Source organism: Bacillus sp. G1(2015b) (assembly GCF_001482475.1).
GTDB classification, from domain to species: Bacteria; Bacillota; Bacilli; order Bacillales; family Bacillaceae; genus Bacillus; species Bacillus safensis.
In genome coordinates this window covers 21,465-47,363 of the sequence record NZ_LKIC01000005.1, presented here as the reverse complement: position 1 = coordinate 47,363, position 25,899 = coordinate 21,465, and the positions used below count along the sequence as shown (strand labels likewise).

At 41.8% G+C, this 25,899-nt stretch carries 28 protein-coding genes; 17 read left to right on the top strand and 11 right to left on the bottom strand.

The annotated features are described in order from the left end of the window. The first annotated feature begins 67 nt into the window (after positions 1-67). The gene (locus AMR95_RS05905) at positions 68-1,654 is read left to right on the top strand and encodes an alpha-glucoside-specific PTS transporter subunit IIBC (protein ID WP_058837827.1); all 1,587 of its coding nucleotides are present in this window, start codon (positions 68-70) and stop codon (positions 1,652-1,654) included. Positions 1,655-1,671: 17 nt separating this feature from the next. Beyond that, on the top strand, positions 1,672-2,997 hold the full coding sequence (locus AMR95_RS05900) for a 6-phospho-alpha-glucosidase (RefSeq protein ID WP_058837826.1): 1,326 nt from the start codon (positions 1,672-1,674) through the stop codon (positions 2,995-2,997). A 96-nt stretch (positions 2,998-3,093) separates the two neighbouring features. Here AMR95_RS05900 and AMR95_RS05895 read toward each other — a convergent pair whose 3' ends face one another. Beyond that, on the bottom strand, positions 3,094-3,465 hold the full coding sequence (locus AMR95_RS05895) for a hypothetical protein (RefSeq protein ID WP_039177014.1): 372 nt from the start codon (positions 3,463-3,465) through the stop codon (positions 3,094-3,096). Positions 3,466-3,649: 184 nt separating this feature from the next. On the opposite strand from AMR95_RS05895, the gene AMR95_RS05890 reads away from it, so the two are divergent. Further along, the gene (locus AMR95_RS05890; protein ID WP_047204221.1) at positions 3,650-4,087 is read left to right on the top strand and encodes an Rrf2 family transcriptional regulator; all 438 of its coding nucleotides are present in this window, start codon (positions 3,650-3,652) and stop codon (positions 4,085-4,087) included. Positions 4,088-4,151: 64 nt separating this feature from the next. Next, positions 4,152-5,063 (top strand): NAD(P)/FAD-dependent oxidoreductase, encoded by a 912-nt coding sequence (locus AMR95_RS05885; protein ID WP_058837825.1) that lies wholly within the window; start codon positions 4,152-4,154, stop codon positions 5,061-5,063. Between the two features lie 10 nt (positions 5,064-5,073). Here AMR95_RS05885 and AMR95_RS05880 read toward each other — a convergent pair whose 3' ends face one another. Further along, a complete protein-coding gene (locus tag AMR95_RS05880; RefSeq protein ID WP_058837824.1) occupies positions 5,074-5,274 on the bottom strand; it encodes a hypothetical protein in 201 nt (66 codons plus the stop codon). A gap of 113 nt (positions 5,275-5,387) precedes the next feature. Here AMR95_RS05880 and AMR95_RS05875 point away from each other — a divergent pair, with 113 nt between their 5' ends. After that, on the top strand, positions 5,388-6,035 hold the full coding sequence (locus AMR95_RS05875) for a DUF3885 domain-containing protein (RefSeq protein WP_058837878.1): 648 nt from the start codon (positions 5,388-5,390) through the stop codon (positions 6,033-6,035). Between the two features lie 33 nt (positions 6,036-6,068). On the opposite strand, the gene AMR95_RS05870 is transcribed toward AMR95_RS05875, so the two are convergent. Beyond that, positions 6,069-7,397 (bottom strand): 6-phospho-beta-glucosidase, encoded by a 1,329-nt coding sequence (locus AMR95_RS05870; protein WP_039177025.1) that lies wholly within the window; start codon positions 7,395-7,397, stop codon positions 6,069-6,071. Between the two features lie 197 nt (positions 7,398-7,594). Between AMR95_RS05870 and AMR95_RS05865 the strand changes: the two genes are divergently transcribed. After that, a complete protein-coding gene (locus tag AMR95_RS05865; RefSeq protein ID WP_039177027.1) occupies positions 7,595-8,326 on the top strand; it encodes a MurR/RpiR family transcriptional regulator in 732 nt (243 codons plus the stop codon). A 17-nt stretch (positions 8,327-8,343) separates the two neighbouring features. Here AMR95_RS05865 and AMR95_RS05860 read toward each other — a convergent pair whose 3' ends face one another. Continuing rightward, entirely contained in the window at positions 8,344-9,543 is a 1,200-nt protein-coding gene (locus AMR95_RS05860) for an MFS transporter (protein WP_058837823.1), read from the bottom strand. A gap of 145 nt (positions 9,544-9,688) precedes the next feature. On the opposite strand from AMR95_RS05860, the gene AMR95_RS05855 reads away from it, so the two are divergent. Then, on the top strand, positions 9,689-10,168 hold the full coding sequence (locus AMR95_RS05855) for an aminoacyl-tRNA deacylase (RefSeq protein WP_039177033.1): 480 nt from the start codon (positions 9,689-9,691) through the stop codon (positions 10,166-10,168). A gap of 32 nt (positions 10,169-10,200) precedes the next feature. On the opposite strand, the gene AMR95_RS05850 is transcribed toward AMR95_RS05855, so the two are convergent. Next, positions 10,201-11,109, bottom strand: a complete 909-nt coding sequence (locus tag AMR95_RS05850; RefSeq protein WP_041087143.1) for a LysR family transcriptional regulator — start codon at positions 11,107-11,109, stop codon at positions 10,201-10,203. Positions 11,110-11,212: 103 nt separating this feature from the next. On the opposite strand from AMR95_RS05850, the gene AMR95_RS05845 reads away from it, so the two are divergent. Then, on the top strand, positions 11,213-12,415 hold the full coding sequence (locus AMR95_RS05845) for an MFS transporter (protein ID WP_058837822.1): 1,203 nt from the start codon (positions 11,213-11,215) through the stop codon (positions 12,413-12,415). Positions 12,416-12,479: 64 nt separating this feature from the next. On the opposite strand, the gene AMR95_RS05840 is transcribed toward AMR95_RS05845, so the two are convergent. Both AMR95_RS05840 and AMR95_RS18750 read right to left on the bottom strand, forming a co-directional pair. Further along, the gene (locus tag AMR95_RS05840) at positions 12,480-13,559 is read right to left on the bottom strand and encodes a DUF3900 domain-containing protein (RefSeq protein WP_058837821.1); all 1,080 of its coding nucleotides are present in this window, start codon (positions 13,557-13,559) and stop codon (positions 12,480-12,482) included. Between the two features lie 200 nt (positions 13,560-13,759). Then, positions 13,760-13,909 (bottom strand): DUF1540 domain-containing protein, encoded by a 150-nt coding sequence (locus tag AMR95_RS18750; RefSeq protein WP_072367870.1) that lies wholly within the window; start codon positions 13,907-13,909, stop codon positions 13,760-13,762. A 355-nt stretch (positions 13,910-14,264) separates the two neighbouring features. Between AMR95_RS18750 and rfbF the strand changes: the two genes are divergently transcribed. From rfbF to AMR95_RS05810, 5 genes are read left to right on the top strand one after another with little or no spacing between them, the layout of a single operon-like run. Next, a complete protein-coding gene (rfbF, locus tag AMR95_RS05830) occupies positions 14,265-15,029 on the top strand; it encodes a glucose-1-phosphate cytidylyltransferase (RefSeq protein ID WP_058837819.1) in 765 nt (254 codons plus the stop codon). A gap of 4 nt (positions 15,030-15,033) precedes the next feature. Next, on the top strand, positions 15,034-16,005 hold the full coding sequence (locus AMR95_RS05825) for a GDP-mannose 4,6-dehydratase (protein ID WP_039177044.1): 972 nt from the start codon (positions 15,034-15,036) through the stop codon (positions 16,003-16,005). A 12-nt stretch (positions 16,006-16,017) separates the two neighbouring features. After that, on the top strand, positions 16,018-16,929 hold the full coding sequence (locus AMR95_RS05820) for a putative nucleotide-diphospho-sugar transferase (RefSeq protein ID WP_058837818.1): 912 nt from the start codon (positions 16,018-16,020) through the stop codon (positions 16,927-16,929). Next, positions 16,926-18,116, top strand: a complete 1,191-nt coding sequence (locus AMR95_RS05815; protein ID WP_039177049.1) for a glycosyltransferase family 2 protein — start codon at positions 16,926-16,928, stop codon at positions 18,114-18,116. The genes AMR95_RS05820 and AMR95_RS05815 overlap by 4 nt, the downstream gene beginning before the upstream one ends. Continuing rightward, complete coding sequence (locus AMR95_RS05810) at positions 18,117-19,046, top strand: putative nucleotide-diphospho-sugar transferase (protein ID WP_058837817.1); 930 nt, start codon at positions 18,117-18,119, stop codon at positions 19,044-19,046. It abuts the gene before it with no gap. A 37-nt stretch (positions 19,047-19,083) separates the two neighbouring features. Here AMR95_RS05810 and AMR95_RS05805 read toward each other — a convergent pair whose 3' ends face one another. Further along, positions 19,084-20,322 carry an MFS transporter gene (locus AMR95_RS05805; RefSeq protein WP_058837816.1) on the bottom strand — a complete coding sequence of 413 codons (1,239 nt, stop codon included), beginning with the start codon at positions 20,320-20,322 and terminating at the stop codon, positions 19,084-19,086. Positions 20,323-20,469: 147 nt separating this feature from the next. Next, positions 20,470-22,509, bottom strand: a complete 2,040-nt coding sequence (gene pbp4 / locus AMR95_RS05800) for a penicillin-binding protein PBP4(5) (protein WP_058837815.1) — start codon at positions 22,507-22,509, stop codon at positions 20,470-20,472. A 261-nt stretch (positions 22,510-22,770) separates the two neighbouring features. On the opposite strand from pbp4, the gene AMR95_RS05795 reads away from it, so the two are divergent. Continuing rightward, the gene (locus AMR95_RS05795) at positions 22,771-24,186 is read left to right on the top strand and encodes an SLC13 family permease (RefSeq protein WP_058837814.1); all 1,416 of its coding nucleotides are present in this window, start codon (positions 22,771-22,773) and stop codon (positions 24,184-24,186) included. A gap of 5 nt (positions 24,187-24,191) precedes the next feature. On the opposite strand, the gene AMR95_RS05790 is transcribed toward AMR95_RS05795, so the two are convergent. Further along, positions 24,192-24,548, bottom strand: coding sequence for a hypothetical protein (locus tag AMR95_RS05790; RefSeq protein ID WP_144490792.1), 357 nt, complete (start codon positions 24,546-24,548; stop codon positions 24,192-24,194). A gap of 83 nt (positions 24,549-24,631) precedes the next feature. Here AMR95_RS05790 and AMR95_RS05785 point away from each other — a divergent pair, with 83 nt between their 5' ends. Continuing rightward, positions 24,632-24,859, top strand: a complete 228-nt coding sequence (locus AMR95_RS05785; RefSeq protein ID WP_058837813.1) for a hypothetical protein — start codon at positions 24,632-24,634, stop codon at positions 24,857-24,859. On the opposite strand, the gene AMR95_RS05780 is transcribed toward AMR95_RS05785, so the two are convergent. After that, positions 24,840-25,319 carry an Hsp20/alpha crystallin family protein gene (locus AMR95_RS05780; RefSeq protein ID WP_024424582.1) on the bottom strand — a complete coding sequence of 160 codons (480 nt, stop codon included), beginning with the start codon at positions 25,317-25,319 and terminating at the stop codon, positions 24,840-24,842. The two genes, AMR95_RS05785 and AMR95_RS05780, sit on opposite strands and share 20 nt — an antisense overlap. A gap of 65 nt (positions 25,320-25,384) precedes the next feature. Here AMR95_RS05780 and AMR95_RS05775 point away from each other — a divergent pair, with 65 nt between their 5' ends. Together AMR95_RS05775 and AMR95_RS05770 are read left to right on the top strand one after the other, a co-directional pair. Then, a complete protein-coding gene (locus AMR95_RS05775) occupies positions 25,385-25,642 on the top strand; it encodes a hypothetical protein (RefSeq protein ID WP_003213975.1) in 258 nt (85 codons plus the stop codon). Between the two features lie 6 nt (positions 25,643-25,648). Then, positions 25,649-25,882: a hypothetical protein gene (locus tag AMR95_RS05770; protein ID WP_024424583.1), complete on the top strand. Its 234-nt coding sequence runs from the start codon at positions 25,649-25,651 to the stop codon at positions 25,880-25,882. The last annotated feature ends 17 nt before the right edge of the window (positions 25,883-25,899 follow it).

Genomic DNA, 25,899 nt, shown 5'->3' with positions numbered 1-25,899 from the left:
AACCTATTGGTTTTTGTAAGCGCTGCCTTTACAGTGGTGTTATGGATCAAGCAAAGGGGTAATGCTTATGAATGCAATCAAGCGGTTTGGCAGTGCTATGGTAGTTCCTGTACTTTTATTCGCGTTTTTTGGTATTGTTGTCGGCCTCGCGACTTTATGTAAGAATCCAGCGATTATGGGGGAAATGGCTGCAGAAGGTACGATGTGGTATAAGGTTTGGACACTGATTGAAAGCGGAGGATGGACGATTTTCAATCATATGGAATTAGCCTTTGTGATTGGATTGCCTATCTCACTTGCAAAAAAAGCGCAAGCCCGTGCGACGCTCGCAGCTTTGATGATTTATCTCGTATTTAACAATTATATTCATGCTATTTTGACACTTTGGCCGTCTGCTTTTGGTGTTGATTTATCGCAAGGTGTTGAGAATGTAGCGGGGGTAAAAGAAATTGCGGGTATACCTACGCTGGATACAAGTATCATTGGTGCGGTGATGATATCTGGAATCGTCATTTGGATCCATAATCGTTTTTATGATCAAAAGCTGCCTGAAATGCTTGGAATTTTCCAGGGGCTTGTATTTGTTGTCATCATCGGATTCTTTGTGATGATTCCTATTGCTTTTGCCGTTGCGTTTGTCTGGCCCTATGTTCAGCAGGGGATTCAATCTCTCCAAGGGTTCATGGCACAGTCTGGTTATATTGGTGTCTGGCTGTTTCATTTCTTGGAAAGGGTGTTAATTCCAACAGGACTTCACCATTTTATATATACACCTTTTGAGTTTGGTCCAGCGGCTGTAAATGGGGGGTTAAAACCATATTGGATCGCTCACTTAAATGAATTTGCGTCCTCAACTTCCGATTTGAAGGATCTTTATCCATACGGATTTTTATTACATGGGAACATTAAGATGTTCGGCTGTTTAGGGATAGCTCTAGCCATGTATTTTTCTACACCGAAGGAAAATAGAAAAAAGGTTTTGGCATTGGTATTACCCGCCACATTGACAGCCATATTTGCGGGAATTACAGAACCGCTTGAATTTACGTTTCTATTTCTCGCGCCTTATTTATTTGTCATACATGCACTTCTTGGAGCGACCATGGTGACAATCATGAATATGTTTGGTGTTGTCGGAATGATGGGTTCCGGGCTGATTGAAATAGCTGCATTGAACTGGATTCCGCTCTCTTCAAATCATGGAGGGGTTTATCTAATCCAAGCGATGATTGGACTTCTCTTTACTGCATTGTATTTTGTCATATTTAGATGGATGATTGTGAAATTTGATATTCCATTACCAGGACGAAAAGATGAGGAGGAGACGAGACTATATACAAAACAAGATTATGAGAGTCATAAAAAAGCTCATGACAAAAAGGAATCACCCGTTTATGCATCAGAGTATGAAGAGAAAGCCGTTTATTTCTTAGAAGGCCTTGGTGGTAGAGAAAACATTAAAGATGTGACAAACTGTGCCACACGACTGCGTATTACAGTGATTGACCCTAGCTTGGTGAAAGATAGGGACTACTTTACAGAAAATAAACTGGCACACGGCATGGCTAAGAGTGGTCAAAGCATTCAAATCATTGTTGGCTTAAGTGTACCGCAAGTAAGAGAATCCTTTGAGACTAAACTTTCATTAGATTGAAAAAGGAGCTGGATATCATGAAAAGATTTAATATTACCATTGCTGGAGGCGGAAGCACATTTACACCGGGAATCATTTTGATGCTGCTAGACTATTTAGAGGAGTTCCCAATTCATACAATTAAACTCTATGATAATGATGAAGCTAGACAAAAGACGATTGCAGATGCATGTGAGATTATGTTAAAAGAACGAGCACCAGAAGTACGATTACTGGCAAGCACGGACCCAGAAGAAGCGTTTACTCAAGTCGATTTTGTGATGGCACATATTCGTGTCGGAAAATATGCAATGCGTGAATTAGATGAGAAAATTCCATTGAAGCATGGAGTTGTCGGACAGGAAACATGCGGTCCAGGCGGGATAGCTTACGGAATGCGTTCTATTCCAGGTGTATTAGAACTTGTCGATTATATGGAAAAATACTCACCTGAAGCTTGGATGTTAAACTATTCGAACCCTGCAGCGATAGTAGCAGAGGCAACACGTAAGCTAAGACCGAATTCTAAGATTTTAAACATATGTGATATGCCAATTGGCATCGAAGAATTAATTGCAAAAAATTTAGGCTTATCTTCACGGAAAGAACTAGAAGTAGATTACTATGGTTTGAATCACTTTGGCTGGTGGACAGATATTCGAGATAAATCAGGAAATAGCTTAATGCCTGAGGTGATTAAGCATGTAAGCCAGCATGGTTATGCAACAGATGGAACATCTGAACTAGAACAGCAGAAGAGTTGGAACAGCACATTAAAAAAGGCCAAAGATATTCAAGCGCTTGATCCAAAAACGGTCCCTAATACGTATTTGAAATACTATCTATTTCCAGATGAAGAAGTAGCACATTCCAATATAGAATTCACACGTGCCAATGAAGTCATGGAGGGACGGGAAGCTTTTGTTTTTAGTGAGTGTCAGGCCATCATTGATAAAGGAACTGCAAAGGAAACAAAGCTGACCATTGATGAGCACGCTTCCTATATCGTTGATTTGGCAAGAGCCATTGCTTTTAATAAAAAAGAACGGATGCTGATGATTGTAGAGAACAATGGCGCCATTAGAAACTTTGACCCAACAGCAATGGTCGAAATTCCTTGTATCGTTGGCAGCAATGGTCCAGAAAAATTAGTAGTTGGAGAAATTCCTAGATTTCAAAAAAGTCTCATGGAGCAGCAAGTTGGCGTAGAAAAATTAGTAGTAGAAGCATTTGAAGAAGGGTCCTATCAAAAACTATGGCAGGCCATCACATTATCGAAAACGGTGCCGAGTGCAAAAGTAGCAAAAGATATTTTAGACGACTTAATTGTGGCAAATCAAGCATTTTGGCCAGAATTAACATAACAGGAGAATAAGCAATATGGGCGTGACAGTGCTCATATTGCTTATTTATTGTGATGGAGACGAAAAGACCCCTTACCAAAAGGGGCCCGTCATTCCTTACTCCGCACTCTCCTCAACCTCACGGCTATCCTCAGTTTCACCAATATAAATAGGGCCGTTTGCGTGGTCGATTCTGATTGGCCATTCGTATGGAATTTGAAGACGTCTAGCGATGGCTCTCCAGAATTTTGTGGAATCCAATTCGAATTCTTGAAAGTCTTTTAATAAGTCTTTGTAAGACGAGCCGTCAAATTGAATGTACATATCTTGAAGGCGCATGAACGCGACATGTCTCACTTCAAGTGCTGCTGCGGCTTCCATTTCTTCTTCTGTTGCTTCTCCGATGATTGTACCTGCGGGCGGAAGCATGTCGTATACGTTAAATTCCTCTTCTTCTTCGTGTGCTGCATTGTGCTGTTGATCTGACATTTTTCTTCACTCCTTCTCGTTTTCAAGCAAAACTTTATTCCGTGCTTACTTCTATTATCGGAAGGAAATGTGAAATGTGGAATGAAAAGAGGAGCAGATCCACAGCACTTGCTTTTTTCTCTTGAATCATCTATGATCAATTGTAGATATAAAAGATCTATAATAGATAGAAAGGAGTTTCCTCATGAAATATTCTAAAGCGACCAACTATGCGCTGCATACGATGGTGTTTTTAACTCTGGCGCCAAAGGGTAAAGCGATTGGCGTTGAGCCACTTGCTAAGATGCAAGATCTTTCACCAACCTATTTATCCAAAATTTTAACAAAGCTTGTGAAAGCGGGATTGATTGAATCAACACCTGGTGCAAAGGGAGGATACACCCTTATCAAACGAAAGGAAGACATTTCATTTTTAGATGTCATTCAGGCTGTAGAGGGACAAACGAATTTATTTCGCTGCTCTTTAGATCATGACTCCTTCATGCCTCATGATGGCTGTTTGATTGAACAAGTCATGCAGGATGTGGAAACGAAAATGCAGGAGACGTTAAGTCAAAAACGGTTAATTGATATTGCGAACCAAATTGAGCAGACAGAAAAAAATCCATTTTTCAAGATGTGATTTTTTTGAACTAATTATAGATATTAAGAGTCTTTAAAGTCTTGAATAAAAAGGAGAGATTGATATGTTATTAGATTGTGCGATTATCGGAGGCGGGCCAGCCGGATTAAGTGCAGCACTTGTTGTGGGTAGGGGCAGAAAGCAGGTCATTGTATTTGATGACGAGCTGCCGAGAAATCGAGTGACTCAGGAATCACATGGATTTATTACAAACGATGGAATGACACCGTTTGAGATTAGACAAGCCGGAGAGGCAGATCTTCAAAAATACCCTAATATCCAAATCAAACGAAGTAGAATTAATGATATACAAAAGAGGGAGGAATTCTTTACGTTACTGACACACAAAGGGGATACATTCGAAGCGAAAAAAATCATCTTGGCAACTGGACTTCAGGATATATTGCCAGAGATCGAAGGAATTCATGATGTGTATGGAAAAACGTTGTTTAGCTGCCCTTTCTGTGATGGATGGGAATTAAAGGACAAAGCGCTTGCCCTTATTGCGGAGAATCAGCGAGCCTTGCATATGGCTAAGCTTCTATCCAATTGGACAAAGGATTTAATCGTGTTTACGAATGGGCACGTGTTGGCTGAAGAGGACAAGTCACTTCTGACGGTGCATTCTATTCAAGTCATTGATGTGCCTATTGTGTCGATTGATCATGACAATGGTCAGCTGCGCTCTCTCCAGCTTGCAAATGGGGAGACGGTGAAAAGGGAAGGCGGTTTTGTCGCAAGTGAATTCAAGCAGTCAGCGCCATTTGCCGAAAAGCTTGGCTGTCAAATGACGAAGAATGCAGGTATTGAAACAGATATTCTTGGACGTACAACCGTCAGTGGTGTCTTTGCATGTGGTGATAATTTAGGCGGTCCTGCTCAGTTAGTTCTCGCAGCAGCAGCTGGAAGTCAGGCAGGAATGGGCGTCATTCATGAACTTGTGCAAGAAAAGTTTCAAGAAAAAACATCTCTATGAAAAGAGATGTTCAGCGGAGAGCGGTTTTCCGTTTTGCTAAGACGTGAGCTGTCCATTCAAAAAGTGCGTAGATCACAAAGAAGATCAGGATCCAGCTGCTGACATCGACCCATACATTGGTGATCTGAATGACGTTCGCCTGATCAAGTCCAGTCTGTATCCACATAGTGATCAATGCGGTGAGGAACACCTGTAAAAACCATTTTTTCAATTGGTCACACCTCCATCTCTTTCTATCATATAAGAAATGACAGTTAATTTCCAATTGTTTTCCTGTATGTTTCAACGGTAAAATAAGAAATAAAATCAATGGAAGGACATGACATGAGCGATCAAACAAATAGCTTTTTAAAAAGTCATTTTCCTGATCTTGTCCTCACCCCGCCTCTTTTTTATGGGTGGCCTTTTGGTCTTCGCTTTGAAGTGGCAGATTGGTCATTAGGAAAAGAATCGATTGTATTAGAAAAAGCGGGAGATCGTGCTTTTGAGATTGTAAAATATGCTTTTGATTCAGAAGACGAAATGCTGCTTGTAACGGATGTGTATACAGAACATGAACATGAATTAACGAAGCGTAAGCTCCTGGTTTATCAAAAATATGTGCATCGGCAAGTAAGGAATCGGTTGCGTCACGAGCTTTTGACTTATGTACGTCCAGAAATAGAAGATTCACTGACATTAGAGAGATTTACACTCAAATGCCAGCTGCAAGACATTCGATTGCGTCCGCTTCTCCATGCGATCTGCCAGGAGGACTTCTATGCACCGAATCAAATTTTGAAGGGGAAGCTTAGATATGAAATTTACCTAATGAATGTCTCGAAAAAAATGATTTTTCATTTATATGATGATCGAGGCTGTGATCTCATTGCAGCAGAGCCAGAGCGTTTAAGACCAGTCTATGAAGGCTTACAGCACTGGCTATTAGATTATGATCGCCCACAGATGGACCGGCTGTTTACAGCCAAATAAAAAACCGCACTTTCGAAAAGTGCGGCTTCTTTTTTATGCTTCTACTTTATTAAAAAACTGTGGCAAATATTCTTTGTGTGCTTCTAGCATTTCATCTAGGATGCTTTTTGCAACAGCATCTGATGGGACAAGCGGGTTGATGGTCATTGCGACAAGGGCTGTGTTGTAATCGCCTGTCACAGCTGCTTCAGCGGCTACACGTTCAAAGGATTTAATTTGAGAAATGAGTCCTTTGACAGCGACTGGCATTTCACCAACAGCGATTGGTTTAGGACCGTCTTTTGTGATAACGCAGTTGAGTTCAACGGCAGAATCATTTGGAATGTCACTGATGGCGCCATTGTTAATTGTGTTCACAGGCTGAATGTCATGTTTATCGTTATAAATGGATGCAATTAAGTTACAAGCTGCATCACTGTAGTAGGCACCGCCTCGTTTTTCAAGCTGCGGCGGCTTGATGTCTAGATCAGGGTCTTTGTAAAGCTCGAACAGATCATTTTCTAATGCGCGAACGACTTCTGCACGAGTTCCTTCGTTTGCTGCTGCTTTCTTTTCCTCAGCCAGCATATCACTTGTTTTGTAGTAGTAGCGGTGATATGGACAAGGAATAACGCCAAGCCCTTTTAAGAAATCAGCATCCCACGGAATCGCTTGAATGTTGTTCATCGACATGCTGGAGTTTGGATCCGCCATGTCTTCGATCACTTGATCCATGATGCTTTTGCCGTCTAAGAATACATTGAGTCCAAAGACCATATGGTTTAATCCAGCAAAGCTGACTTCGACTCTGCTTGCGTCGACATCAAGCCCTTTGGCGATTCCCATGCGAATGCCGATTGGCACGTTGCATAAGCCAACGACTTTTCGATGGTTTGAATAACGAAGTACGGCTTCAGTGACCATACCAGCTGGATTTGTGAAATTCACAAGCCATGCATTCGGGCAAAGCTCTTCAATATCTTTGACAATATCAAGAATGACAGGAATGGTGCGAAGTCCTTTGAATAGACCCCCTGGACCATTTGTTTCTTGACCAATGACATCATATTTTAAAGGAATGCGTTCATCCTTCATACGTGCTTCAAGAAGTCCGACACGGAATTGTGTTGTAACAAAATCAGCATCTACAAGCGCTTTTCTACGATCTAATGTTAAATGAACCTCGATTGGAAGTCCTGCTTTTTTGACCATGCGTTTTGCAAGATTTCCTACGATCTCAAGCTTTTCTTTTCCCGCTTCAATATCAACGAGCCAAAGCTCGCTAATCGGAAATTCATCGTATCGTTTAATAAATCCTTCGACAAGCTCTGGTGTATAGCTTGATCCTCCGCCAATTGTGACAACCTTTAATCCTTTTGCCATGCTCTGCACCTCCGAATAATGTAACGCGCAATGTTATAATAGAGAAAAGTCTTTTTTATTTTGTACATCTATAGCTTATCGTGAGAGCATCTCATGCGTAAATGACTTCAGCGTCTTTAGGCAAGGGTGCCCTATTTAGAGATTTGTTACATAAAAGAAACACCTTGTGACATGTTGTTGGAGAAAGGGGAAGTCAGATGTTTTCAAGTGAGGTCATTTCCAGCTTTAATGAACTAGAAAGCGCTTTATACCGATATATCATGGAAAACAGTGAAAAGGTCGTATACATGAGAATTCGAGACCTTGCAGATGCTGCACATATTTCCACCTCGTCTGTCCTTCGTTTTTGCCGAAAAGTAAATTGTGAAGGCTTTTCAGAGTTTAAAGTGAAGCTCAAAATGTATTTAGAATCAGAGCAGACACCTTCTTTAAAAAGCACACAGCACTTTCTATATGAATTTATTGAACGAACATTAAAGGGAGACTTTGAGGGGAAAATTAAGGAGGCAGCGAAACTCATTGCTGAGGCAAAAAATGTGCTGTTTATCGGGACTGGCAGTTCTGGCATTTTGGCGCAGTATGGGGCGAGGTACTTTTCAAGTCTTGAGAAATTTTCATTTTACATCAATGATCCGTTTTTCCCGATGAATATGCAGTATTTAGACAATAGTGTCACCATTGTGCTGTCTGTATCAGGGGAGAACAGTATTACGATCGATCATATTTCAAAGTTAAAAAGGGAAGGCAGCACAATCATTAGTATTACGAATAACCAGCACTGCACGATTTCGCGCATTTCAGATTTAAATATTGCCTACTACGTCACAGATGAGCGGGTACACAGAGCCAATATCACCACACAGACGCCAGTTGTGTATATTTTAGAAGCAATGGCCCGTGACATGTTCGCGATGTTAAAAGAAAAGTAAAAGAGCCGCTGCATGAATCAGCTGCTCTCTTTTTTCTGCTTCATAAAAGAAAGGATGGCAATACCAGAACAGACGAGCACAAACAGACCGCCTAGCAAATACACAGACCTCGCCCCATATGCATCCGCAATCAATCCAACAAAGAAAATAGATAAACCGACAGATACAGAAGAAAGGACGTAATGAGCTGAGTACACCTTTGATAAATCTTGGACAGGTGTTTCCGTTTGAAGAATGGTTTGCTGCGAAACATCACGAATTTGATAAGCAGGCCCCATCAAAATACAAAGCAGTAATGCAAGCCATGGCAGGTTGTTCAGTGAATAGACAATAGTCAGCACTGCATAAATGAATGACCCAGCTGCCATAAAGAGAAGAAGCTGTTTTTGAATAAATTGACTCATCCATGCAGCTAAGAGACCGCCTAGAATGGTGCCGATATAATAAGCGGCATTGATAAAGCCCCACCATTCCTCACCTTGCTTTAAATCTTGTGTGACAAAGGCAAGCGTAATTGCCCCGATCCATACAGCACCCGCAATATTTTCACAAACATCCATAAACGTCAGGGTGCGCACCGTTTTATTTGTCCAAATGATCGTCCAGCCATCTTTGAAGCTGTTCGTCTTATTTGCTTTTCGAACCGTCTCTTCTTGCTTGAGAAGAGGAAAGACAGGGATGAAAAATAGGTAAGACAACACAATCATGACACAAGTGATCCACATTAAATAAAATGGCCCGATCCATAGGACGAGCATTCCAGTGAACGAATAGCCGGCGATTTGAACCATTTGATGAAATATGGACGCTGTACTGTTTGCTTTCACAAGCTGATTTGCTGGCACAAGCATCGGCATGATCGCCTGCATTAAAGGACTGATGAACCCGCCTGTGAGGGAAATCAAAATGAGTGCACTAAACAGCCAGACCATATGCTGCTGAAAGAAATGAAATTGGGCTGTAAACACGATGAGCATCCCAAGACGTAAAAGCGGGACCCATTTCAATAGGCGGCCAGCTTGAAAGTAATCAGTTAAAACAGGAGAGAAAAGCCCAGCCAATAGCTGGCATATCGTTCTGATCAGTGGAAAGACAGCCGCATAGGCAACAGATTGTGTATCTTGATAAATGACAAACGTGATCGTCATGACAAATAAAATATCACTCAACATGAGAAGGCTTTTACTGCTTGTATAACACCAAAACTTGTTTCCCATATTAAACCGGCTCCTTTTCAAAAACATGTTTAGTATAGCATGGTGATGAAGGGTTCAGAGGCTTTCCATTGAAAAATACATCTTAAGGATGAGAAGATTGTGATAAGCTAAATGAAGGACATTGTAAGGAAAGGGGTTCAATCACTTGAGAAAATTACCAGCACATGACTTTTTGGACAAACATGGCATCCCATATGAGATCAAAACATTTTCTGCCGAAACAGAAAAAGGAGCAGCAAATGTAGCGGCAGCCCTTGGTTTTCGTGAAAGACAAATGATCAAAACATTGATCTTTGAAACAGGAGAAGGGGAGCAGCTGCTTGTGATGGTTGGCGCTGACCAGCATATTAAGTCAGGGAAACTAAAGAAAGCGGCCGGCTCTCGTAATATTAAAATGGCTTCACCGGAGAAGGTTCTTGAAGTGACGGGCTATCGAATTGGTTCGATTCCGCCGTTTTGCTGGCAGCCAGAAGGATTCCGCACGATCATTGAAGCTTCATTATTAGAGGAAGAGATATTAGGGGTTGGAGCAGGAGAATGGGGAAATGAAATCCTCATCACACCAGAACAATTAGTGAAAGCCTCAAAGGCTGTACCGTTTGACATCGTGCAGCCAGCCGAATAAAAAAAGTGCCTGTTTTTGGAGCAGGCACTTTTTTAATTGGCAGCAGGCGTAGTGAATGGACCGATACCTTTCATTTGCAGGAAGGCATCCACGGTTCTATTTTCTTCAAGATCATTCGCCCGCTTGCACACAACAACTGGTCTGACGATCTCAATGCCTTCAATGTACACGCGCCCAATTTCTTTCCGCTTGAGACTACCTTGAACCGCATCACGGGGAACAAGTGTGATACCATATCCAGCTTTGATCATTTGTATCGCTTCATGAACACCGCTGAACTGCAAGTCTACGGTAGGTTTTTTGATGCCTTTCGAGGTAAAAAGAGAAAAAAGTTTATCTCTTGTGGAACTGCCTTCTTCACGCATCAAAAAAGGCTCCTGGCTCAGGCGCTCTAGCGGGACGGTTTTTCCGTTCAATGGATGGTCTGCTGGGACAATAAAATCATAGCTTAAATTCGTTAAATGAGAGGTGAGAATCTCTTCATGGTGCAAATCCTCGATCACAGCGATGGCCACATCTGATTCATATTGAAGCAGGCTTTCTAAAACCTGAGCGGAGTTTCCACTTTTTAATTCAATTTCCGTTTCAGATGAAGATGTTTTAAAAGCAGCGAGCCAATCAGGCAGTAAAAAGTTGAGTGGTACATAGGTAGAAGCGATGCGGAGCCGCCCCTTTTTTCCGTTTTGTAAAAGTGCAATCTGATATTCTACTTCCTTTTCAGCCTCGAACACTTGCCTGGCATAAGGGTATAGAATTTTCCCCATTTCCGTAAGTGTAATACCTCTGCCATTTCGTTTAAAAAGACGGAACCCGATCTCACTTTCAATGCTTCTAAGCTGAGCCGTCACAGCTGGCTGTGTCAAAGATAGCACGTCTGCTGTTTGTGTAACACTTTTTGTCTCTGCGACTTTTGCAAAAATTCGAAGAGCATGTAAATTCAACTTTGCACCACCTATCAATTATTTTGATGGTTCAATCAAAAACATTCATTAGATTTATTATAAGGCATCCCTTATGGTAAAGATAGCGAAGGGGGAAGGGAAAATGGATCATCGTCAAAAGCAAGTGGTGTCAATATCGCTTATCACAGCATTTGCACTGATTGGGGATTCAATGCTTTATATTGTTCTTCCGATCTATTGGAAAGAGATTGGTTTATCATCTATTTGGGAGGTTGGGCTGTTACTGTCCATCAACCGATTCATCCGCATCCCGCTAACGCCTGTCGTTTGGTGGCTCTATCGGTTTGTCCCAATGAAAACCGGTGTATTGATCGCTATATTGATTGCATCAGTAACCACGATGCTATATGGTGTGAGCGGTTTTTGGCTGCTACTGATTTGCCGCTGCGCTTGGGGGCTGGCATGGACGTTATTGCGTATGAGTGGAATGAGGTTAATTGCTGAGATGGACGAAGGCTCACAGGGGCATTATACGGGCATTTATAATGGGCTTTACCGGCTTGGCAGTTTATTTGGCATGTTATTTGGCGGAATATTTGCCAGCCTGATCGGCTTCCAGTCCATGACACTTGTTTTTGGTTTACTCACATTACTAGGGGTCATTTTTTATGTTTCTTTGGATGAGATTGAAAAGGGAGAAGAGGGGCAGGTGTATCAAGTCATCAAACAGCGGTGGCTTGCACGAGATGTTGTAAAAGTTTTAATGACAGGTATGCTGATCGCACTTGTGATACAAGGGTTATTCGCATCAACACTCAGTCATGTCATTGAAGCAAGGATCGGTGATGGTGAATTTGCTCTGTTCGGCTTTGTCATCGGAGCTTCGGCTTTAAGTGGCATCATTCAAGCGCTCAGATGGGGGTGGGAACCATTTGTAGCACCGAAAACGGGCAGATGGTTTGATGGCCTTGTGATGAAGGAACGAACGCTTTGCTGGATGTTTCTTTCATTTGGAGGTCTCAGTCTTCTGGCGGTCATGCTGAAGGTAAGCGGCTGGTTTCTTGTGATGCTGCTTTTGATCCAGCTGCTGTCAACAGTCTTAACGACATTAACAGATACGCTTGCCTTTCAAAAAGCCTCTGCTCAAACCGATAAAAACCGCTTCCTCGCAAGCTATTCCTTTGTTCAAGATATGGGAGCGGCTTTAGGACCCTTGTTCGGATATACGATGATTCAGTTTTTTGGATCAAACAGCGTCTTTTGGCTGATGCTCATCATAAGCTTATTGCTTGTCAGCATGTGGGCAAGAGGCAGGGAGCTGCATGTTTCTTCTGATCCAGCATAATAAATTCAGGTCTTATACAAAAAAACTGCCTCTTGCGCTGAATGCAAGAGGCAGTCATGGTTTCTTATTCTACATCTGAATCATAGGCTTTTTGCGTCAGCTGGCTGACCACCTCTTTTAACCCATTTGGTTTATGAAACTCAACAGGTGTGCTTCCTTTTTCGAAGACGATTTGATCTGCTTCAACGAGCACGACATACCGATTGTTGAGCTTTGCAATATGGATCGAGTGGCCAAAGTCTGCTAGAAGACCTTTGATTTCCGTCTCGCCTAGACGCATTTTCATTGTGATATCAGGAGTTTGTTCAACAATATGAGAGGCTGCTTGTGTAACCTGCTCTGTATCGAGTGTTTCTCTAATTTCTCGTTTTTCACTCGCTTCCCATATTTCAAGATCCTCTTCAAACTGCTTTAATTCTTCACTTTCATCCTGTAATGTTTCAAAAACCTGTTCCTGTACCATATTCATGACCTGTGATTTCATGATTTCAGGCATGGATTCACCGTATTCGACGAACTTCAAAAAGTCTTCAAAATAACGAGCGTGTGAGGATTGGTGAATTTTCACTTCCGCTTCCTCAGTCATGCCCTCTTCTGGCATAAACGGGTATTGAATTGATTTCATATTTTTTGTCGTAATGGCCATTTCGACTTTTCTGATCAAGGTAGATGTATCAGCGATAGAAGCCACTTTCTGCTCGAAATCGCATTTCATAATAAAGACAAAGGAATCGTCGAAATACTTTTTAGGAACGGCAGAAGCCACTAAAAAAACGCCGCCTCTGACAGCACTTGTATCTAAATATGTGCGAACAAACTGTTCACTGCATTCATTAAACAATTCTTTTGTATCTGCAAATCTCGTTTGATGAAATAGGTTGTAGTTTGGGTTTGAATCGAGCTCATGACCGGGTTCTACAATAAATCGGCCAATTTTGGTCGGTACTTGTTCAGATTTAGGGTGTCTGTCCACTTTTCGTTTGACGATTTTTTTCAGCTCACCGTCTAAAAAGTCCTTCAGCTCACTTTGTTCAAATTCCTCTTGATCTAGTGTTTGATAATGTTTAAATCGTTTATTTGCTTCTTCATCTTTGCCTTCGATTTCTACGACAAAGAATGATAGAAAACGTATCGTAAAATCCATTGATTGGTCACCACTTTTTCTTCTTCGGATATGTTGAGTATAGAAAAAGGAGTGAAAATCGTCAACGAATGGAGAAATATCGTGTCATTATTTCCCGAGAAATGTTTATTGAAAAACACTTGATAATAATTATCATTCTTGATAGAATGATAAAAGAAAAGAAGGAACCTGCCAGTTCCTTCATCTCAGAGAAAAATAGATTATTTTGTTTCAAATGTTTCGCAATCAGTTTCAGTATTGCGAGTCACTTCAGTCATCGTGTTTTTACCAATTTTAATGGTAGAAGCGGTACAGCTGTTTTCAGCCCAGAAACGGCAAGAGTTCACTTCACAAAGAACGTTTTGTGCCATGGGAATTCACCTCCGTGATTCATATTGAGAATGAAGCAAGCTGCCACTTGAATTCATTCAAATCTAGTAGTCTCTTTATAGAAAGAGGCTGTTTGTGCTGATTATGCACATGTTTATCATACCATCTACCCTGAAAATATACAATTTAAACTTTGAAAGAGCGAGAATATGAATCTTGCTCTTTTTTTATTTGTAAAAATAGTTAAATGCTAGGTGGCACACTCTCTCATTTCGACATATGAATAGAGTAGATTCAAAACCTGATGTCGGACAAAGTATGAGGGTACATGTACTGATTTTCCGCATAAAGATAGGGTTTTAATCAAAAATCTTCATAGAGAGATGAGGGGAGAAGATGAAAGCAGTCATTCTCTGCGGAGGAAAGGGAACGAGAATGAGTGAGGTCACACAAGCGCTTCCTAAACCACTTGCTATGATCGGAGATCGGCCTATTCTATGGCATATTATGAAAATCTATCAGTATTACGGTGTAGACGAATTTATCCTATTGCTTGGTTATAAAGGAGAGAAGATCAAAGAGTACTTTCTAAACTACGACTGGCAACACCACAGCATGCAGCTCGATATGGCGACAGGAGAAATGAAGCTATTAGGGAAATCGGAGAACTGGAAAATCACCTTTTTAGATACAGGTGAAGATACGATGACAGGCGGACGTTTAAAGCAGGCACGGGATTACATCGGTGATGAGACTTTTATGATGACGTATGGTGATGGACTGGCCAATATCAATATGTTTCATTTGCTGAAACGTCATCAGGATCTTGGTGCAGCTGCGACTGTCACAGGCATTGAAAAGAAGTCCCAGTACGGGACACTGAAGGTGTATAACGGGATGGCACAATCCTTCTCTGAGAAGACAGACAGTATCGGGATGATCAATGGAGGATTTTTTGTGTTGTCTCCAAAGGTATTTGATTATTTGACAGACGATGACCAATGCGTGTTTGAAGCGGAGCCTCTTCAAAACCTAGCGGATGATGGAGAGCTTGCCGTTTATGAGCATCACGGATTTTGGACAGCAATTGATACGTATAAAAACCTGAAGGAAATCAACGACATGTGGACAGATGGAAAACAACCATGGAAGGTTTGGTGACAGCATGAGCGGATTTTGGAATGGAAAGAACGTATTTGTAACTGGATGTACAGGGCTGTTAGGGAGCTATCTCGTCAAGGAATTAATTGATCAAGGGGCAAACGTGACTGGCCTTGTGCGTGATCAGGTGCCTCGATCGAATTTATATCAAGGCAGTCAATTTGAAAAAATGAATGTGGTGCAAGGCGCATTAGAGGATATGCAAACGATTGAACGTGCGTTAGGAGAATATGAAATTGACACCGTCTTCCATTTGGCTGCCCAAGCCATTGTTGGGGTCGCGAATAGACATCCTGTTTCTACATTTGAAGCGAATATCTTAGGGACATGGAATGTGCTGGAGGCGTGCAGAAGACAGCCGCTGATCAAACGAGTGATCGTGGCATCAAGTGACAAAGCATACGGTGATCAAGAGCAGCTTCCATATGATGAAGACATGCCATTAAACGGGAAACATCCGTATGATGTCTCGAAGAGCTGTGCAGATCTTATTTCTCATACGTACTACAACACATATGGTCTTCCGGTTTGTATTACACGCTGCGGTAATTTATACGGAGGCGGAGATTTGAATTTCAACAGAATCATTCCGCAAACCATTCAGCTTGTGTTAGAAGGGAAGGCGCCGGAAATTAGAAGTGACGGGACATTTATTCGTGATTACTTCTACATTGAAGATGCAGTGAAGGCTTATTTGCTGCTAGCTGAGAAGATGGAGGAAAAAGGGCTGGCGGGAGAAGCCTTTAACTTTAGTAACGAAATTCAGCTGACAGTGCTTGACCTTGTGGATAAGATTTTAAAGGCAATGGGAAGTGAGCTGAAGCCTCGTATTTTGAACCAAGGAACACATGAGATTAAGCATCAATATTTGTCGGCAGAGAAAGCGAGAAAGCTGCTTGATTGGAAGCCTGACTACTCCATTGATGAAGGTTTAGAGAAGACGATTGAATGGTACCGCGAATTCTTTCAAAAATAGAGGTGTAAAAAGATGAACAGCATATATTGTACGGTTCTTTCAAGTGGAAGACTTTATCAAGCCATTGCGTTTTTCTTATCGTTGAAGCAAGTAGAAGATGATGCTGTCATCAAGACGTTATGTATGGATGATGCTGCATTTGATTTGCTTCATCAAATGAATTTTCCGCATGTGGATCTTGTTCATGTACGGGAGCTCGAAACACCTGAGCTGCTAGAGAAAAAAGAGGAACGGGATGCATCGGAATATTGCTGGACCTTAAAGCCGATTTGGATTGAGTGGTTATTTGAACAGGAGCAGGCAGAGAGCGTGACTTATCTTGATGCGGATTTATTCTTTTATGAGAGCCCTCAGGTTATTTTTCAACATCAGCCGAATGCCTCTGTTTTAATTTCAAGAGGGGATATTGTCATTCCAAGCTTTGATGCTGAGGAAGTGAAGATGCTTCAGAAGCTTTTAGGCCGCTATAATTCAGGCTTTCTGCATTTTAAAGGAGATGAAGCCGGACGAAAATGCCTCAGCTGGTGGAAAGAAGAATGCTTAAAAGAATGTAAAAATGCACCGGGAGAAGGCAAGTTTGGCGATCAAGGATATCTGGATCATATGCCGAGGCTGTTTGACAATGTAGAAGATATTGAGACAAAAGGTGTGAATATTGGTCATTGGAACTATGGGCAGCATTCTTATCGGGAGGAGAATGGACGTATTCTTCTGGAGGATGGGCACCCGCTCATTTGCTATCATTTCAGCGGCTTTCGGATTGTGAGCAAGGATGAGATGCAGCAAATTCATGAAAAAGGACGAAATGACCTGCCGTTTTTCCAAGAAGCCTATCGGCAAGTGCTTCGCCATGTGATTGAATCTGTGGAGCAGGTCGATCCGCTGTTTAACGGATATGCCAAACGGGAGGAGGATAACGCATGAACGAAAAGCCAAAGGTGAGCGTCATTATTCCAAGCTATAATGCCAAAGAGCGGTTAGAAGGAAGCCTTTTTTCCTTAACACTTCAGGAAACAGATATTCCATTTGAGGTCATTGTTGCCGATAATGGCTCAACAGATGGCACGATGGAAATGCTCGAGAACATTGAAGTGAACTTTCCGTTTAAAAAGGTGCGTATTCCTGTCAATCAAGGGATTGCAAAGGGGCGTAATCATGCCATTCGCGAGGCGGAGGGAGATCTGCTCATTTTCCATGACAGTGATATGCTGGCAGAACCGAGATTTATTGAAAAGCATGCAGAGGCCCATGCTGACAGGGAGGATCTCGTTATTTGCGGTGTGTGCTGGAAGCGGATTTATCGCTATTTTTACACAGCTTTTGATAAGGATCATATGAAGCGGTTGAAAAAGCAAGGGCTGTATAAACGGAAAATGGAGGACAAAACGCCTCTTTTATCATTGGAAGAAGTCGAAAATGGTGCATTTCTTGAGAAAAGTTTCGATTTGCAGTCTGAGTTTATAGATATCCTGAAAGACATTTTAAATACGTACCACTATGATTTAGGTTCTTATGAGCTGCCATGGCGATTTTTTATTACAAATAACTCCTCTGTCAAACGGAAGCATGTCATGGCACTAGGGATGTTTGATGAAAATATCGTTCGGTACGGATTTGAGGATTATGATTTAGGGATTCGTCTGCATCAGCTTGGTCTCTCCTTTGAATTGCGAGAGGATATCATGAGCGTGCATCAAGAGCATCCAAGTAATTTAACGTCGTTTGATGACATCAAATACAACATTTTGTATATGTGTGAGAAGTACAACAATATTGATTCTATTGATGTCCATTTGGCTTTCTCCGGTCCGTTTTCTCATACTGTGACAAATGATATTGTGAAAGAAGTTCGGCAGCTGCGTGAGAATTCAGCATTTGATGACCTGTTATCTTATTTTTTAGAACTGATTCACTTGATCACAGAGCGGAATGTAGGCATCAAACGCGATAAAAAAGATATGCTGACAGCCAAGCATGTTCCTTTGAAAAAGCTGGCAGAAGCGGCGCAGCTTGCACGGCAGGAGTATGGCTGCACGGTACTTGTAGAAGCCATTCAAGGGCTGACGAAAGAGCTGTTACACGTTGATTTGTTCCAAGTGGATGTGTTGTAAATGGCGTCTTATCACTTTACAACCATTGTGTCGAATACCCACGTCTTTAAGCTTTTGGCGCTGATTCATTCGCTTGAGAAAAACGCTCATGCATTCAAGCTATCGGTTTTATGTGCAGACCCTTTGGCTTACAAGGTGTTAAAGGAGTTCCCTCACCCGAATGTTCAATATGAACAGCTTGAAAACATTGAGGATGACTCCCTGCGCAAGGCAAAAGAGGATCGTACGTTTCATGAGTATTGCTGGACATTAAAACCTGCCTTTTTGCTCAAAACTCTTGAGTCCTCAGATGCGGATTATCTTGCTCATTTGGATACGGATTTGTATTTTTATCATGATCCAGAGGCAATTTTTGCAGAGAATCCAAGCGCTCATTTATTTTTAACGGATCATATGAATTCCAAGCGGTTCTATCGTTATTACGAGTTGTCTGGCCGTTTTAATACTGGGTTTGTAGGCTGTCGTAACACAGATGTTGCCAAACAGGCGGTCACACAATGGAAGGAAAACTGTCTTGCACACTGTACAGTAGAAATGGATACAGAAAAAAAGACGTACGGAGATCAGCGGTATGTGGAAAGATGGGTTGATGATTTTGAAGGGGTTCATATCGTTGCATCTAAAGGAGCCAATGCGGCGATTTGGAACATTGAAAACTACAAGCTTTCAATTGTAAAAGGGGATATGTATCTCGACGAATGTCCACTTTTGTTCTATCATTTTTCTGCTTTTACGATCATTGACGAGAATACCTTTAACCTTAATTGGTATTACTATATGAAAGAACAGAAGCTTGTGGATCATTTGTATATTCCGTATGCCGACTTGGTTCATCAAAAGATTAAACAGGTGCAAAAGGTATTTCCAGAATTTAAGCAAGGGTTTATTGCAAAGAAGCATGTTCCTAATACACATTTCTATGAGATGTGAAAAAAACCGCTCATATTGATTTGAGCGGTTTTTCCTTTTATGATTCATTCCATTTGGAGATGGTTTGGTCGCTGGGAAGTAAGAAGGCTAGGATGCCTAATATCGGTAAAAAGGCAACACCGAGCATGGTAGGCGTTAAGCCAAAGGCATCAATGAATGAACCGAGGGCAACCGATCCGATTGCACCCAAACCAAACGCAAGCCCAACAGTTAAACCAGACATTGTGCCAATTTTCCCGGGAAATAGTTCTTGGGCATAAACAACGGTGACAGAGAAGCTTGATGTCAAAATGAGCCCAATCAGCCCGAGTAAAACATAAGCAAAAACGGGTCCGGCAAATGGCAGCAGCAGGGCAAGCGGGAAGGATGCCAATAAGGAAACTAAAATCACGTTTTTCTTGCCAAAGCGGTCTGCAAGCGGCCCGCCTAAAAATGTCCCAATTGCACCTAGAATGAGAAATAAGAAAATATAAGTCTGTGATTCTTTAATCGTCAAACCGTATTGTTCAATCGCATAAAACGCATAGAAATTCGAAATGGCATTTCCATACCAAGAGCGGGCAAAGATGAGAAAGACGATAATGCCAAGTGCAATGAGTGCTGATTTACGATGAATATCAGATCTAGCAGCTTTTGCAGGTGTTTTTTTCGCTTGGGCCCTAATGGTTTGAAGTCTTCCGGCATACCATCTTGAAATATAAAGTAGGAAACCGACCGCTATCATTCCAACAATTGTAAACCAAGCCACGCCTGTCTGACCGAGCGGTACGAGCATTAATGCAGCGATAAGCGGAGCAAAGGCTTGACCTGTATTACCGCCTACTTGATAGATGGACTGTGCAAGTCCTCGTCTTGGACCAGCTGCCATGTTGGCAACACGGGAGCCCTCTGGATGGAAGATAGCAGAGCCAAGTCCGATAAAGACAACGCAAAGCAAAATGGTAGCAAAAGATGGAGCAAACGCGAGTCCGAATATACCGACAGCACTTGAAAATAAAGCAATCGGAAGTGCATAAGGCATCGGCCGTTTATCTGTGTACCAACCAATAGCAGGCTGCATCACGGAGGAGACCATATTTAATGTAAAGGCAATCAGCCCTAATTGTGTAAAGGTCAGCCCCATTGAGCGTTCCAAAATAGGGAACATCGCAGGAATAACGGCTTGAAGTGTGTCGTTCAGCATATGACAAATACCAATAATCAATAGGATGGGATAAACCGTTGAGCCGGTAACAGAATGTTGAGGTTTATCCTTTGTACGAGCAGCAATGGCCAATGAGACTTCCTCCCTTCATTTATCTGTTTTCTGATTTTTGCATTCTTCTCATTTTATTCATAAGGTGAACTATAAAACAATAGCAAATTGTCATGATTTAGAAAAAAAGAGACACAAGCGCTTGATTGAGCTTGTGTCTCTAAAGAGTTATTTGTAAAAAGAAGCAATCACAGGCTTCATTTTTTGAACGACGAGTCCACTGCCGCCGCGGTTTTTCACACCTTCGATCATGCCGACGAGGACGTAATCTTCTTTTTTAGGATTAAACGCAAGTAAAAATCCATTTTCAGTGCCGTCTGTTGCACCTTGTTTGCTCTTTAATTCTGCCGTTCCTGTTTTAGCGGCAATATCCGCTCCTTCGATTTGTAAGGAGTGGGCTGTTCCGTTTGGACTGGTCACGACCTTAGTCAATGCGTCTTTCACTGTGTTTGCCGTGCCTTCTTTGATGATTTGTTTTGGTGATGCTGTTTTTTCATCTTGAATCACTCGAGGGTAGACAAGCTTGCCTCCTGTGGCAAATGGAGAATAGGCATGTACTTGTTCAATTGGTGACATGAGTAATTCGCCTTGGCCATACGCCGAGTCAGCGAGTAAGATATCCGATTGAATGCCATCGTTCGATATTTGTGCAGGCTTCATTGTAAATGGCATGTGTAAGTCTTCGCCAAACCCAAATGCTTTCACTTTTTTCTCGTAGGTGTCTTTGCCGATTTCGAGTGCTTCCTGTCCAAAATAAATATTGTCTGAGTACACAAGGGCATCGACCATATTTACTTTTTCTTTATCGTGAACCCGTGTGATGCGATAATTTCCCCAAGATTGATCCTTTTGCCATTTCAGTCCGTGAATGGTACGCACTTTGTCAGGCTTTGTGACACCTGTTTCCAGCCCAATGGCGGCTGTAATGGTTTTGAATGTGGACCCTGGCGCATACCGGCTCGCATATCGAGCTTGGAATGGAAGGTCTGGATTTTCACTGTATGCCTGATATTGCTTAGGTGTAATCCCGTTTGTCATGAGATTGACATCGTAGGAAGGGGTGCTGACAAGCGCTAATAGATCGCCTGATGATGGATTCATGATCGTGACGGCCCCTTTTTCGCCTTTCAACTGATCATAGGCTTTTTTCTGTAAAGAAGCATCAATCGTCAGCTTCACTGTTTTTCCATCTTTTCGATCTGATTTTTGCAATGTTTCTTCAATACCTGTTTCATCATGGACGATGAGAATGCTTCCGCCATCTTGTCCGCGTAAGTTTTTGTCAAATGTAAATTCAAGGCCGGTTTTGCCGATGATTTGATCTGCCTTTAATGCTGGATTTCTTTTGATATCATCCGCATTTGCTTTTCCGACATACCCGGTGAGATGAGCGGCGGCTTTGTTATATGGATAGTAGCGCATTTCCTTTGATTGATAGGTGACACCATTTACGTCTTTTGGAATTGGCTCCTGTTTTAACATCGATTTGAGCGGGACAAACGTGTCGTCTGTGACCCATGCTTGTTTCAGCTGATTGTTGATTAGTTCTTCCTCTATATCAAACGCTTTGCTGATCTTTTTGATATTACGTTCTTTTTCTTCTCCTGTTCCGAGCTTTCCTGGGATGACGCCAAGTGCGTTTCCACCAGTTGTTTCTGCCAGTGTACGTCCTTTTCGGTCGACAATGTTTCCGCGGACAGCAGGGTCAGCTTTGACCTTGATGGTATCTCCTTTTTCCATTTGCGGGAAGATGAGATTCGGCTTCCAGTCCACTTTCCACTGGTCGTCCTCTTCGGAAAGAACGCCCTTGTAAGACAGCTTATGCAGCTTGCCAAGAGACGTTTTCATCGTGACATCATAGGAAAATTGATATCCATTTCCTTTGTCCTGTTTTTCAACGTTGAGCTTTGAAATGTTCAGGTCATAAGCACCAATACCGTTGAAAATATTGTCGTATTTTTCGGCTAGTTGTTTTTTTGAAAAGTCATTGGCTTTCAAAGATGCACTTGTCACCTCATCTGCCAGCTTCGTAAAGTCTTTCTTCTTCATATGTTCCGTAAAGTTTTGAGTGGCTTTTAAAGCCTCTTTTTCTTTTGAGAAAAGAGTATCTTTTAAGAAAAAGAAAGCAGCAGCAACTACGATGATGCTAAGAAGAGGGATGATGACTTTTTTCTGTTTCCAAAATGATTTTCGTTGATCCGTATACAATGAAAACACCTCAATTTTTGATTAGATCCTCTATATTTTACAGTGATTGGTCGTGATTTGTATAGTTTCTCCTATGAAAATAGACCAAGGGATCATGTCAAGGTTTGGGTAATGGGGTTAAAAAACAGCTATTTCTAATGAAATATATCTTCATTTTTTCTTATGATTTAAAGGATTTATTAAAAGATCATCGAATGTGAAAAATTAGAAAAAATATGACAAGCGCTTTCATTAGGGGGAATTGTTATCGTTTATAAAAAGGTGAATTTGATTGGACTTGTTCTTGGACCGACACTCTTTTTGCTCATTTTTTTTCTCATACCTGAAGATGAATTGACCTATGCTGCGAGGGTAGTCTTGGGCATTACGGCTTGGACGGCCACATGGTGGGTGACTGAAGCACTTCCCATTCCTGCTACATCTTTATTGCCCATCATCCTGCTGCCGACACTTGGCGGGCTTTCTATGGAACAGGCATCAAGGTCTTATGGAGATCCGATCGTCTTTATGTACATGGGAGGATTTATGATCGCAATTGCCATTGAAAAATGGAAATTACATAGAAGAATGGCCTTACACATTTTAAGGGTGATTGGCACAAGAAGTGATCGCATTGTATTAGGTGTCATGATCGCGACTGCTTTTTTATCTATGTGGATTTCGAATGCAGCGACTGCCCTCATGATGCTGCCAGTGGCACTTGCAGTGATTAAAGAGGTTAAGACAAATAAAATCTTATCTGGTCCATCTCTTGATCGATTCAGTAAAAGCATCTTATTGTCGGTTGCGTATTCAGCGTCAATAGGAGGATTGGCGACACTTGTCGGTTCTGTGCCAAATGCGGTGTTTGCTGCGATGTCAAAAAAACTGCTAGATCGGGAGATTATGTTTTTTGAATGGTTTATGTTTGGTTTTCCTGTTGCGCTGATTCTGCTCATTCTCTTATTTTTGTATTTGACGAGGGTACAGTTCAAGGTAGAACACACAGGTGAAATGAGTGCATCGTTCATTCAAAAGGGATTAGAGGATTTAGGAAAAATGAAAAGAGAAGAAAAATGGGTATTTGTTGTTTTTCTCATGACGGCGTTCTTATGGATTTTTAAGCTCTTTTTGTTTGGAGGGATGACCGTATCTGATACGTCTATCGCCATTTTCGGTGCCATGCTGTTATTTCTCATTCCAGCAACAAATGGAGAGAGAATATTAGAATGGCAGGATATGAAACAACTGCCTTGGGGACTTTTGCTTTTGTTTGGAGGAGGGCTTTCGCTCGCTACGGGCTTTGCAGAAACCAATCTAACAGGATGGATCGGAGAAAATCTACAGCATTTAAACGGGCTTTCGTATATCATGCTGTTGATTATTTTAACGGGAGCGATTCTGTTTATGACTGAAATTATGTCAAATACGGCTGTTGCCAATATGATTATTCCGATAACGGTAGGGCTTGGGCTTGCGATTGGAATCGAGCCGTATGGGTTAATGGCCGCTGCTGCTTTGGCTTCCTCTTGCGCGTTTATGCTGCCGATATCCACACCGCCAAACGCCGCTGTCTTTAGTGCGGATGTGCTGAAAATATCAGATATGGTCAGGGCAGGCTTTTGGTTAAATATCATCAGTATTGTGGTGATTGTTCTTGCGGTCTATTTCTGGCTGCCGATTGTGCTGAAAAGCTGAGTGCATTAAGAAGAAGAAGGCTTTGATCGAATTGAGACGACCGGTGTTTTTGTTTCTTTTGGCTTTGGTGTTTGTGTGGATTTTTTGATGCGCGTTTCCTTTGGCGTGTAATAGGTTGCCCCAATATTGAGCCTGCCTTGAAGCTGGTCAATAGAAAGCTCCCCAAACTCTAAATGGTAATCAATTTTGTCCACGTGCAGGGATTCGATATGAATATGTGTATCCTCTGAGACAGGAGGAGCTGGTGCAGACATTTTTTGCTCAAGAGCGGCGAGTCTTTTTTCTAGCTCAACGACAGATGGGGATGGACTGGATTCAGTTTTTTTAAAGAGTGATTGAATGAAATGTTTCAAGTAGACCACAACCTTTTCTTCTGCCTTGCTCTAGTCTATGGAAAAGCTATCGCATATATACTTATAGAGATGACAAGAAAGGGGAGAAGTATATGCTGCCTACTCAGATTCACATTGCCCATATGAAAACGAATTCGATTGGCACAGGATCATCCATGACGTTTGGCTCGACGTTTGTTCGCAAACATTGCAGTACGATCAAACGAAACAATGGCTTTGGGGAACAGAATGCTGATGGCGTGATCACGATCCTGCCAATTGAAACAATTGATGATCGTGATCAAATAGACGCAGTGAGTATCAATATTCGTCATCTATGATGATAGCAGTCGCTTTTCCTTCATCCTTTTGCAGGCGGATGTAAAGTACACCGTCTTTAAAGGCAGCATTCATTTGACCAAGAATCATTTCTGGAAGGCGGATTTTCTTTTCAAACGGACCATACTTCCCTTGCTTTTGACGAAAGTCCTGCTCGTTAAAAAAGGAAAAACGCTGTCCTTTCACAACCAAATATTCACCATATGATAACACCTGAACATCTTCCTTTCGGTAGCCAGGCAAGTAAATTAAGTATTGAATTTCTGCATGGGTTTCCACCATGTCGATTGGTGGAAACGACGCATCTGATCCCCGCTGATCCTGCTGTGTGAATGTAAATGGAGATGGACCGTTTGCCATAAAGGGGGATCTTTGCTCATCGTCGAAGATCATTTTCCAAAAATCATCTCCATGCATTTGCTGGGCAATATCCATCCACTGTTTCATTTTTTCGAAGTCCATGTGAAGACCTCCCGTTAACATACTTGATGGGTGCTTGCATATACCTATAAAAAGGAGGTTTATCTGTGGTTCAACCAACTCCGTATATCAATATTAATATTTTCATGTTAAAAATTAATTCCTTTGAAAATGCGTCGGCGGTGAATGTCGGACAAAATTTGTTAGCAGAGTGGCAAAACTCAGATAAAAAAAATCAGGGTTACGGACAGAATTTTGGAGATGCCAGCGGTTTTGTCGGTACAAAAAGCCATGTAGATGATCGAGATCAAGTGGACTCACCTGCCTCTTTTTCACCAGCAGCTAAACCCATTCAAAGGAAGTGACGTGTGATGTTATTCTCACCTTCAGTCGTCAATGTCGGTGCTTTTAAAATCAATGCAATGGATCGGGGTGCATCACTGACGCTAGGACCTTATCAGCAGATTGATTATTTTCTCTCGATGAAATTGAATCAAGGTTTTGGTGAGGACAATGGAGATTGTTCACCGCTTGTTATTCCGATTTCAAGCGTGTTAGATCCAGATATGGTGGACTCAAATTCAGTCAAAAACAGCGTGGTTTAAGAAAAAAAAGAGACCGG